Below are 10,709 nucleotides of genomic sequence, written 5' to 3'. Positions count from 1 at the left end.
TAAAAGCTCGACATAAGCGAGCTTTTTATTAATATACAGATGTATTATTTTCTGACATGTTTTCTAAAATTTCTTTAACACGTCCTAAGAACTTACCACAAATTAAACCATCAAGTACTCGGTGATCAAGTGATAAACATAAGTTAACCATATCACGAGCACCGAACATACCGTTATCCATAATTACTGGGCGTTTTACAATTGATTCAACTTGTAAAATAGCCGCTTGTGGGTAATTAATAATACCCATAGATTGAACAGAACCGAATGATCCTGTGTTATTAATTGTAAATGTTCCACCTTGCATTTCGTCTGCTTTTAACGATTTCGTACGTACTTTTCCTGCAAGTTCTGTAATTTCACGAGCGATACCTTTAATTGTTTTCTCGTCCGCTTGCTTAATTACTGGTACAAATAGTTCTTCCTCTGTTGCAACAGCGATAGAAAGGTTAATATCTTTCTTCTGAACAATTTTATCGCCAGCCCACATTGAATTAATTTGAGGATACTCTTTTAACGCTTGTGCTACTGCTTTTACGAAGAAAGCAAAGAACGTTAAGTTAAAGCCTTCACGCTTCTTAAAGTCACCTTTAATTGAGTTACGGTATGACACAAGGTTTGTCACATCTACTTCAATCATCATCCAAGCATGTGGTGCTTCGTGTTTACTACGTAACATGTTTGCTGCGATTGCTTTACGCACACCTGTTACTGGAATTTCGATATCTCCAGGCATTGTAGGTACAGAAACTGGTTTCGCAGCTTCTACTTTTTGCGCTACTGGTGCTGCTTTTGGTGCTTCTGGGCGAGCTTCTACTACTGCCGCTACAGCTTCCTCTTTCTTCGCCGCACCTGCTTGTGGGATATTTCCAGATTCCACTAGCTTTAAAATATCTTTACGAGTGATACGGCCGTTTGCTCCCGTACCTTCTACTAGATCTAAATCAACGTTATGCTCACCTGCAAGCTTTAACACAGCTGGTGAAAAACGTGGTTTTCCATCAGTTGGTTGTTTTACTTTCGGTGCTTTTTCAGACGTAGCTACTTCTGCCTTTGATTCTTCTTTTGTTTTTTCCTCAACAGCTGTTGCTGCTACTTCATCTGCGCCTTCTACTTGAATAACACAAACTACTTCACCTACAGCTAACGTATCACCTTCACCAGCGATTAACTCTTTCACAACACCCGTGAAAGAAGATGGTACTTCAGCATTTACTTTATCAGTCATTACTTCTGCAAGCGGATCATACTTATTTACGTGATCGCCAACATTAACGAGCCATTTACTAATTGTGCCCTCTGTAACGCTCTCCCCGAGCTGAGGCATTGTAATATTTTCTACAGCCATGTATAGTCCCCCCGATTAAAATTCCGCAAGTTCACGCATTGCTTTTTCAACTTTATCTGGATTTACCATAAAGAATTTTTCCATTGTTGGTGCATATGGCATTGCTGGAACGTCTGGACCTGCAAGACGTGCGATTGGCGCATCTAAATCAAATAGACAGTTTTCAGCGATAATTGCTGCCACTTCACTCATAATGCTTCCTTCTTTATTGTCTTCTGTTACAAGAAGAACTTTACCTGTTTTAGAAGCTGCTTCAATGATTGCTTCTTTATCTAATGGATATACAGTACGTAAATCAAGAATGTGTGCAGAGATGCCATCTTGTGCTAACTTTTCAGCCGCTTGAAGAGCAAAATGAACACATAATCCGTACGTGATAACTGTAATATCATCACCTTCACGTTTTACATCTGCTTTTCCGATTGGTAATACGTAGTCATCCTCCGGTACTTCACCTTTAATTAAACGATATGCACGTTTATGTTCAAAGAATAATACTGGATCTTCATCACGAATGGCTGCTTTTAATAAGCCTTTTGCATCATATGGTGTAGAAGGGATAACGATTTTTAAACCTGGTTGGTTTGCAAACATCGCTTCTACAGATTGTGAATGATACAATGCACCGTGAACACCCCCGCCAAATGGTGCACGGATTGTAACTGGACAAGTCCAATCATTATTAGAACGATAACGAATTTTTGCTGCCTCAGAAACAATTTGGTTTACTGCTGGCATGATGAAATCAGCAAACTGCATTTCAGCGATTGGACGCATACCATACATTGCTGCACCAATTGCTACCCCAGCAATTGCAGATTCTGCAAGCGGTGCATCAAGCGCACGATCTTCACCAAATTGATCATACAAACCGTGTGTCGCTTTAAACACGCCACCTTTTTTACCAACATCTTCTCCTAAAACGAATACTTTCTCATCGCGTTCCATTTCTTCGCGCATTGCTAATGTAATAGCATCAATATAAGACATTACAGCCATGAAACGTTCCCCCCTATTCTGCGTATACGTGCTTCAATGCATCTTCAGGTGCTGCATACGGAGCATTTTCTGCATATTCTGTTGCTTCATTTACGATATGCATAATTTCGTCTAACATTTGTTTTTCGGATTCCTCAGTTAACACACCAGCTTCTTTTAAATAAGCTGCGAATGTTATAATTGAATCTTTTTTCTTTGCTTCTTCTACTTCTTCTTTATCACGATAAACACGATCATCATCGTCACTAGAATGTGCTGTTAAACGATATGATACTGTTTCAATTAAAGTTGGTCCTTCACCACGACGACCGCGATCTGCTGCTTCTTTTACAGCTTTATATACTGCAAGTGGATCGTTTCCGTCTATTGTATATCCAGGCATACCGTAACCAATCGCACGATCTGATACGTTTTTACATGCTAATTGTTTTTCAACTGGAATAGAGATTGCATATTTGTTATTTTCACACATAAAAATAACAGGTAGTTTGTGTACACCAGCAAAGTTTGCCCCTTCATGGAAGTCACCTTGGTTTGAAGAACCTTCTCCAAATGTAACGAACGTTACTAAATCTTTCTTCTCCATTTTTCCAGCTAGTGCAATACCAACTGCATGTGGTACTTGTGTTGTTACTGGAGATGAACCTGTAACAATACGATTTTTCTTTTGACCGAAGTGACCAGGCATTTGACGACCACCAGAGTTTGGATCTCCAGCTTTCGCAAAAGCAGACAACATAAGCTCTTTAGCTGTCATACCAAATGCTAGTACAACACCCATATCACGGTAGTATGGTAATGCATAATCTTTCTCTCTATCAAGAGCGAACGCCGCTCCAACTTGTGCAGCCTCTTGTCCTTGACAAGAAATTACGAATGGAATTTTACCAGCGCGGTTTAATAACCACATACGTTCGTCAATTTTACGTGCAAGTAACATCGTACGGAACATTTCTAATACTTGCTCATCACTTAAGCCAAGCTCTTCATGGCGCTTTTCTTTTACTTCTGCCATTTTTCATAACCTCCTAAATCCACATTTTTATGCGTGTAACGCTCTTCCATCTACAGCAAGTGCTGCTTCACCAATCGCCTCAGATAATGATGGATGCGGATGAATTGTATGTGCTACTTCCCAAGGTGTTGCATCAAGTACTCTTGCAAGACCCGCTTCAGAAATCATATCTGTTACATGTGGTCCAATCATATGAACACCAAGAATGTCATTTGTCTCTTCATCAACTACAAGTTTTACGAAACCATCTGATTCTCCGTATACAAGTGCTTTTCCGATTGCGCGGAATGAGAACTTACCTACTTTTAACTTATAGCCTTTTTCTTTCGCTTCTTGTTCTGTTAAACCGACAGAAGCAACTTCTGGACTGCTATATACGCATTTTGATACCATAGAGTAATCAATTGGTGTAACTTCTTTCCCTGCAATATGTTCTACTGCAGCAATTCCTTCATGAGAAGCAACATGAGCAAGTTGCAGGCCACCGATTACATCTCCAATTGCGTAAATATGCGATTCTTTCGTTTGATAAAACTCATTTGTTTGAATGTATCCTTTTTCCACAACGATATCTGTGTTCTCTAAGCCAATATTTTGCGTATTCGCTTGTCTTCCTACAGATACAAGCATTTTTTCTGCTTTAAATTCTTTATTTTCACCGTTGTGTTCAGCTTGGATTGTTACTCCATTATCTTTTACCAATGTTTCTGGTAATACTTTTGCACCAGTTACCACTTTAATACCTTTTTTCTTAAATAGACGTTGCATTTCTTTTGAAACGTCTTGATCTTCTAGTGGTAATATTGTTTTTGCATACTCTAATACTGTAACTTCTACACCGAAGTCAGCAAGCATAGATGCCCACTCAATACCGATTACACCGCCACCAACGATAATAATCGAACTAGGAAGCGTTTCCATTTTTAGGGCATGATCTGAAGACATTACGTACTCTCCGTCTAATTCTAAACCTGGTAATGAATTTGGACGAGAACCTGTTGCAATAAGTACATTTTTTGGAATTAACATTTCATTCTCTTCTCCACTTGCAAGTTCAACTGAAATTGTCCCTGGCATCGGAGAGAAAATAGATGGGCCAAGAATACGGCCAATACCTTCAAACACATCAATTTTACCTTGTTTCATTAAGTGTTGAACGCCTTTATGAAGCTGCGTTACAATCTTCTCTTTACGCTCTTGTACTTTCGCAAAGTTTAGTTCTACATTGCTTGCAATAACTCCGAACTCTTCGCTTTTTTTAGCAGTTGCATATACTTCCGCACTACGTAAAAGAGCTTTACTAGGGATACATCCTTTGTGTAAACAAGTACCACCAAGATTTTCTTTTTCGACTAGTGCAGTTTTTAACCCTAGTTGTGATGCACGAATTGCAGCAACATATCCACCAGTACCGCCGCCAACGATGACTAAATCATATTCTTTTGCCATTATCTCAACCCCTAGCTACCGTTTCTTTTTCACGTACAACGTATTCTTTTGGAGCTTCTTCTTCACGTAATACACGAAGTGCTCCTTCTGCTAACGCTTCTAACTCATCTTCGCCTGGATGTACGATAACATCTGCAATCCAGTCCACTCGCTCTTTTATTTCATCGACAAGAATTTTACTGTATGCCAGTCCACCAGTTAATACGATTGCATCGATTTTCCCGTGAAGTACAGCGCTAGCTCCGCCAATCTCTTTTGCAACTTGATATGCCATTGCTTTATAAATAAGAGTTGCTTCAGGATCACCTTTTTCAACCATTTTCTCTACTTTAATCGCATCATTTGTACCGATTAAACTTACAAGTCCACCTTGTCCGACAAGCTTTTTAATCATTTCATCTCGGTAATACTCACCAGAGAAACACATTTCTACTAGTTGCCCTACTGGCACTGTACCAGCACGCTCTGGACTAAATGGTCCTTCTCCGTTTAAACCGTTATTCACATCGATTACTCTTCCTTTTTTATGAGCACCAACTGTAATACCACCGCCCATATGTGTAACTAATAAATTTAAATCCTCATATTTGTGGTTTAACTGTTCGGCTACTTTACGAGCAACTGCTTTTTGATTTAATGCATGGAAGATACTTTTACGTTCCATACCAGCAATACCACTTATACGAGCAACTGGCTCCATCTCATCTACAACGACAGGATCCACAATAAATGCAGGAATGTTTAATCCAGAAGCAATTTCATATGCTAAAATGCCTCCAAGGTTTGAAGCGTGATGACCGCTAAACCCATTTTTTAAATCTTCTAACATCGCATCGTTTACTGTATACGTACCGCCTTCGATTGGACGAAGTAATCCACCACGTCCACAAACAGCGTTTAATTTTGAAATGTTAATACCATGAGAATGTAGAACTTCTAAAATCGTTTCTTTTCGAAACTCATATTGGTCGATAATTCGCTTGTATTTCCCAATCTGTTCTACGTCATGACGAATCGTTTCTTCTAAAACGGGTCTTTCATTATCAAAAACACCAATTTTTGTGGATGTACTACCTGGGTTAATAACAAGAATTCGATTTACAGACAATGTTGCTACCTCCACTAATAAATTCAAAAGGAAGTGGAAACCTCATAAGAGGTAACCACGCCTTTTGTAAAAGTTATATATGAATGATTAGCGACGGCTAATAATATCGTGACCGTTGCGTAAGTAAGTGCTACGAGAATTTTTCAAGCTTGCAATGCGCTCTTCAGCTAGACGATCTGCCGCTACATAAGTTGCTATGCCATCGCGTTTTGAAATTTCGATTACTTTTGCAATTGTGTCATAAATAGACTCAACACGTTTTAGTGCACGTTCTCTATTGTATCCATATAATTCGTCTGCTACGTTAATTACGCCACCTGCATTAATTACATAATCTGGTGCGTATACAATACCCATTTCATGAATGATGTCACCGTGACGATTTTCTTTTAATTGGTTATTTGCAGAACCTGCGATTACTTTTGCTTTAAGTTGTGGAATAGTTTCATCATTAACTGTTGCGCCTAATGCACATGGTGCGTAAATATCGCATTCAACACCATAAATTTCATTTGGTTCAACTGCTGATGCACCGAATTCTTCTACAGCACGTTGTACAGCTTCTTTATTAATATCTGTAACGATTAATTTTGCTCCTTCAGCGTGTAAATGTTTGCATAGGTGATATGCTACGTTACCAACGCCTTGAACAGCAATTACTTTTCCTTCTAAATTGTCAGTACCGAAAGCTTCTTTTGCAGCTGCTTTCATACCACGGTAAACACCGTATGCAGTTACTGGAGATGGGTTACCAGAAGAACCGAATGATGGTGAGATACCTGTTACAAAGTCAGTTTCTTCATGGATAATATCCATATCATCTACTGTTGTACCAACATCTTCAGCTGTAATGTAACGTCCGTTTAGTCCTTGGATATAACGTCCTAGTGCACGGAACATTGCTTCGCTCTTATCTTTACGAGGATCACCGATAATTACTGTTTTCGCACCACCTAAGTTTAAACCAGCTGCTGCGTTTTTGTATGTCATCCCTTTTGCAAGACGCAATGCATCTTCAATCGCCGCTTCTTCAGAATCATATGTCCACATTCTTGTTCCACCAAGAGCCGGTCCAAGTGTTGTATCATGAATTGCAATAATTGCTTTTAAACCAGATTCTTTATCTTGACAAAATACTACTTGCTCATAATCATATTTTTCTAAGTATTCGAAGATTTCTAATGTCATTGTCGTTTCCCCCTAATGTTTTACCCTTTTTGGTTTATTTTGAAGCAGTCGCAACTGCCAATGCTAATGAATATACTTTTGTTTCTGCTGAATCAGCACGAGATGTTAAAACAATCGGTGCTTTTGCGCCAGCAATCATTGCTCCTACTTTTGCATCCGCAAAGTATACGAGTGATTTATATAGCACATTTCCAGCTTCAATCGTTGGGACGAGTAAAATATCTGCCTTACCTGCTACATCACTTACTATGCCTTTATGTTCTGCTGCAATTTGTGATACTGCATTATCTAAAGCAAGTGGTCCATCAACGATACAATCTTTAATTTGTCCGCGGCGATTCATTTGTGTTAACATCGCTGCATCAATTGTCGCCTGCATCGCTGGATTCACAACTTCTACTGCTGCGATTGGTGCCACTTTGGGCAAGTCGATTCCTATTGCCTGGGCAACTTCTACAGTATTTTGTATAATAGCAGCTTTTTGTGTTACGTCAGGTGCGATGTTCATCGCTGCATCTGTAACGAAAATAAGACGGTCGTAATTTTGAACTTCAAATGCTGCTACATGTGAAAGTACGCTACCTTTACGTAGGCCCCACTCTTTGTTTAACACAGCCTTCAAAATATTCGCTGTTGGGATGTTCCCCTTCATAAGCACATCTGCTTCACCATTTCTCACAGCTTTAACAGAAAGTTCTGCAGCTTCAGCACTAGACATTGCTGCAATCACTTCAACATGTTCTGAAGTTTGTAAACCATGTTCTTGTAGCATCCCCATTATTTTTTCTTGATTTCCATATAGACGAAATTGAGCTAGCTGTAATTTAATTGCTTTCGCTACAGCTTCAATTACTTCATGATCTTCAGCTACTGCTACAGCCACAGTTTTTTTAGGCTTTCCTGCTGCTTGATCAATTAAGTATTCTAACTTCATATTTTGTAATCAACCCTTTCCGTCGTCCCTCGTCTATTTATAAAGCAAATACCGTGCCAACTTTTAAAAGTGGTCTTACCAATAATGAAAACGCATTCAAAATGCAGTAAAATCAATACTTTGGAAAATAACGAAAGATTCTGTCTTATTTTGTCGCTTTTTGTATACCATGCAATAAATTGCACGGTACGCAATTTATTGCATGCTATTTTTTGCATGGTCATACTTTTCTAGCTTGTAATATAAATTTCGAACGGAAATTCCTAACGCTTTTGCAGTTTGTGTTTTATTCCCATCAAATCTCTCCAAATATTCATAAATAATATTCCCTTCAAACTCTGTCACTAAATGTTCAAGTGGCTTTTCTTCTAATTCAGGTAATAAATGAGATTGCTTTGACTCCACCTGCTCTTCGTTATGTAATGGCGGTAAATGGTGTACATCAATATAGGTCTCGTTATAATTCATAAAGATAATAGCTCTCCCCAAAATATTTTCAAGTTCCCTCACATTTCCTGGCCATTCGTATGATTGTAAATATAAAACGGCTGAATCAGTGAGCCCTTCTACATTACGACCGTAATCTTGATTAATTTTTTGAATCAATCTGTCCGCAATTGTCGGTATATCTCCTTTACGTTGACGAAGAGATGGAATTTGAATTGGAATTTTATTTAATCGATAATATAAATCCTCCCTAAACTTCCCTTCTAGAATAGCCTTTTCTAAATTCACATGTGTCGCTGCAATTACTCGAACATTAATAGGTATCGCTTTCGTTCCACCAACTTTTACAATTTCTTTTTCCTGCAATACACGAAGGAGTTTCGCTTGTGTATTTGCAGACAGCTCCCCTATTTCATCTAAAAAAATACTACCGTTATTCGCCTCCTCAAAGAACCCACGTTTCCCGCCTCTTTTCGCTCCAGAAAACGCCCCTTCCTCATAACCAAATAATTCACTTTCTAACAACGTCTCCGAAATGGCCGCACAGTTTACACGGACGAACTTATTGTATTTTCGATTACTTCCATTATGGATTGCATGTGCAAACAATTCTTTACCAGTCCCAGATTCCCCGCGTAACAGTACTGTTGCTGGTGTATTCGCTCCTAGCTTCGCCTGTTCGATAGCTGCCGTTGTTTCATCTGAATTTCCGACAATATCATCAAATGAATATTTCGCTTCTAATGTACGAATAATTTGCCTTGCTCTATTCAATTCATTTGTTAATTTTTGAATTTCCGACACGTCACGGATAACGCCGACGCTTCCTTTCAATATTCCATCCACAATAACTGGTGCTACGTTTACAATTACATCTCGCTTTTTTTGCCCAATCTTCATATGTATTCCGCGCACCGCACGACGCGTTCGAAGTACTTTCATATGCATACTTTCGCCTTCTACAATATCAGTTGTAGCAGGCTTCCCAATAATATCTTCTTCTGTTAAACCCGTTAATTTCGTATATGCTGGGTTAATGACTAAACCTCTTCCTTTTTCATCCACAACCGAAATCGCTTCTTCAGATGAGTTAATAATTGCCTCTAATAGTGTTTGAATTTCTTTTAAGTCTGTAACTTCTTCCGCAAGATCTACAACTTCTGTTATATCTTTAAAAATTGCAAATGCCCCTTGTACCTCTCCTCCTTCTTTTAATATTGGAATACGCGTTGTAATAATTTTCTTTCCATTCTCTAATGTCAGTTCATAATTTACTTCTATTTGTTTCGTACGTATAATGCGAAGTAATTTACTAGTTGGAATGACTTCTAAAATATACTTTCCTATCGCCTCTTCTTTTTTATATCCGATAATACGCTCTGCACTTTTATTAAAAAGACGAACTTGTCCCTCTCGATCAATTACAATCATGCCGTCATGTGTAGAATTTAAAATTAATTCTCCTTGTTGCGTCTGTTCCTCTAACCGCCCAATTAGCTCTTCCTTCTCATGCGCTAATCCTGTAACAATTTTTGCGATATCACCTGGTATAAGAAGAGTGTCTTTTTTCTTTTTTCTAATAAAACTTTATGTACATCATCTTCACCTGTCATATCAAATATTACATCGATATGCATAGAAAGAAATGGAGTTACACTTTGTCCAATTGCAATCCCGTATTCCTTAGCAATTTGTAGTCCTTTTGCCAACGGATTTATATCAATAATCCCTATAATTTGAAATATATTCGAACTTTGTAACAGATTCAGCAGCGCGCTCCCGCCTTCACCTGCACCAACAATTAATACTTTTTGTTTCATATATTACACTTCCTCTCGAAGTAACTCTGCAAATTTTTTCACACCCTTATCTTACTCGTTCAGCACCCTCTTGACAAACCCCCTTTCCGTATAACATCATTAAAATATACGAAATAATCTGAAAAGGAGCGTTATGTATGCAGCGTTACGTTGCTCTACTATTAGCACTCATCCCTATTTCATTAGCTGTGTTTGGTATAAAGTTAATGAGAGATACTGTATTCGGGATTCAATTTCCACCAATTTCCATACTGTGGTTACAATTTTTAATCGGCGCTCTCTGCTTCGCGCTCGGGTTTTATATCTTTGGTGGCTTCGTCTTGCACCGAGATCGCAAACGAAATAAAGTACAAGCTCGCTTTAGAAGATAGGAATGCCCCACTATTTATAAATAAAAAAAT

The 10,709-nt window shown here is 38.5% G+C and carries 8 protein-coding genes and 1 pseudogene; 1 reads left to right on the top strand and 8 read right to left on the bottom strand.

Translation table 11 applies throughout. The annotated features are described in order from the left end of the window. Positions 1-28: 28 nt before the first annotated feature. The 8 genes and pseudogenes from HMPREF1014_RS03620 to HMPREF1014_RS03580 all read right to left on the bottom strand — a co-directional run bounded on the left by HMPREF1014_RS03620 (position 29) and on the right by HMPREF1014_RS03580 (position 10,308). Entirely contained in the window at positions 29-1,348 is a 1,320-nt protein-coding gene (locus HMPREF1014_RS03620; protein WP_000257681.1) for a dihydrolipoamide acetyltransferase family protein, read from the bottom strand. 15 nt (positions 1,349-1,363) lie between these two features. Continuing rightward, positions 1,364-2,347 (bottom strand): 3-methyl-2-oxobutanoate dehydrogenase subunit beta, encoded by a 984-nt coding sequence (gene bfmBAB, locus HMPREF1014_RS03615; RefSeq protein WP_000290071.1) that lies wholly within the window; start codon positions 2,345-2,347, stop codon positions 1,364-1,366. A gap of 13 nt (positions 2,348-2,360) precedes the next feature. After that, the gene (gene bfmBAA, locus HMPREF1014_RS03610; RefSeq protein WP_000852551.1) at positions 2,361-3,362 is read right to left on the bottom strand and encodes a 3-methyl-2-oxobutanoate dehydrogenase subunit alpha; all 1,002 of its coding nucleotides are present in this window, start codon (positions 3,360-3,362) and stop codon (positions 2,361-2,363) included. Positions 3,363-3,389: 27 nt separating this feature from the next. After that, the gene (lpdA, locus tag HMPREF1014_RS03605) at positions 3,390-4,811 is read right to left on the bottom strand and encodes a dihydrolipoyl dehydrogenase (RefSeq protein ID WP_001051289.1); all 1,422 of its coding nucleotides are present in this window, start codon (positions 4,809-4,811) and stop codon (positions 3,390-3,392) included. Positions 4,812-4,815: 4 nt separating this feature from the next. Then, the gene (buk, locus tag HMPREF1014_RS03600; RefSeq protein WP_000115780.1) at positions 4,816-5,919 is read right to left on the bottom strand and encodes a butyrate kinase; all 1,104 of its coding nucleotides are present in this window, start codon (positions 5,917-5,919) and stop codon (positions 4,816-4,818) included. An 87-nt stretch (positions 5,920-6,006) separates the two neighbouring features. After that, the gene (locus HMPREF1014_RS03595; protein WP_000171357.1) at positions 6,007-7,107 is read right to left on the bottom strand and encodes a leucine dehydrogenase; all 1,101 of its coding nucleotides are present in this window, start codon (positions 7,105-7,107) and stop codon (positions 6,007-6,009) included. Positions 7,108-7,141: 34 nt separating this feature from the next. Then, complete coding sequence (gene yqiS / locus HMPREF1014_RS03590) at positions 7,142-8,041, bottom strand: phosphate butyryltransferase (RefSeq protein ID WP_000764670.1); 900 nt, start codon at positions 8,039-8,041, stop codon at positions 7,142-7,144. Between the two features lie 195 nt (positions 8,042-8,236). Next, positions 8,237-10,308, bottom strand: a pseudogene (locus HMPREF1014_RS03580) (sigma 54-interacting transcriptional regulator). 137 nt (positions 10,309-10,445) lie between these two features. Here HMPREF1014_RS03580 and HMPREF1014_RS03575 point away from each other — a divergent pair. Further along, the gene (locus HMPREF1014_RS03575) at positions 10,446-10,679 is read left to right on the top strand and encodes a DUF2627 domain-containing protein (RefSeq protein WP_001190214.1); all 234 of its coding nucleotides are present in this window, start codon (positions 10,446-10,448) and stop codon (positions 10,677-10,679) included. Positions 10,680-10,709: the final 30 nt, after the last annotated feature.

It is taken from the genome of Bacillus sp. 7_6_55CFAA_CT2 (assembly GCF_000238655.1).
Taxonomy (GTDB): Bacteria; Bacillota; Bacilli; order Bacillales; family Bacillaceae_G; genus Bacillus_A; species Bacillus_A cereus.
This window is presented reverse-complemented; position numbering and strand designations above follow the sequence as displayed.

What these genes read in the sequence shown, in the direction of transcription:
- HMPREF1014_RS03595 (WP_000171357.1), bottom strand. Translation starts at nt 7,107, where the DNA reads ATGACATTAGAAATCTTCGAATACTTAGAAAAATATGATTATGAGCAA.
- yqiS (WP_000764670.1), bottom strand. Translation starts at nt 8,041, where the DNA reads ATGAAGTTAGAATACTTAATTGATCAAGCAGCAGGAAAGCCTAAAAAA.
- HMPREF1014_RS03575 (WP_001190214.1), top strand. Translation starts at nt 10,446, where the DNA reads ATGCAGCGTTACGTTGCTCTACTATTAGCACTCATCCCTATTTCATTA.
- bfmBAB (WP_000290071.1), bottom strand. Translation starts at nt 2,347, where the DNA reads ATGGCTGTAATGTCTTATATTGATGCTATTACATTAGCAATGCGCGAA.
- lpdA (WP_001051289.1), bottom strand. Translation starts at nt 4,811, where the DNA reads ATGGCAAAAGAATATGATTTAGTCATCGTTGGCGGCGGTACTGGTGGA.
- bfmBAA (WP_000852551.1), bottom strand. Translation starts at nt 3,362, where the DNA reads ATGGCAGAAGTAAAAGAAAAGCGCCATGAAGAGCTTGGCTTAAGTGAT.
- HMPREF1014_RS03620 (WP_000257681.1), bottom strand. Translation starts at nt 1,348, where the DNA reads ATGGCTGTAGAAAATATTACAATGCCTCAGCTCGGGGAGAGCGTTACA.